At 76.6% G+C, this 201-nt stretch carries 1 protein-coding gene; it reads left to right on the forward strand.

Features of this window, described 5'->3' with window-relative positions; genetic code table 11:
• Positions 1–201: hypothetical protein (locus AMS65_RS20080; protein WP_206541937.1), on the forward strand; the 201-nt coding region annotated here is incomplete at both ends.

A 201-nucleotide genomic window follows, 5' to 3' on the forward strand; every position in this document is an offset into this window, starting at 1 on the left:
AGGGCTGGGTGCGCGATGTGCCGCGCGATCCCGATGAGATCGGCGGGCCGAGACTCTTCTCCCCGGACCCGACCGGGTGGGCCCGGGTCTCGAACACCCCGTTCCGCTCCTTCAAAGCGTCGACCTACGAGGGGGGCGGGCCCGCCCCGCCCATCGTGTCCTGGCCCGCCCCGCCCGTCCGCGCGCGCGGCCTGCGCGGCC

It is taken from the genome of Leucobacter celer subsp. astrifaciens (assembly GCF_001273835.1).
In the GTDB taxonomy this organism is placed as follows: Bacteria; Actinomycetota; Actinomycetes; order Actinomycetales; family Microbacteriaceae; genus Leucobacter; species Leucobacter celer.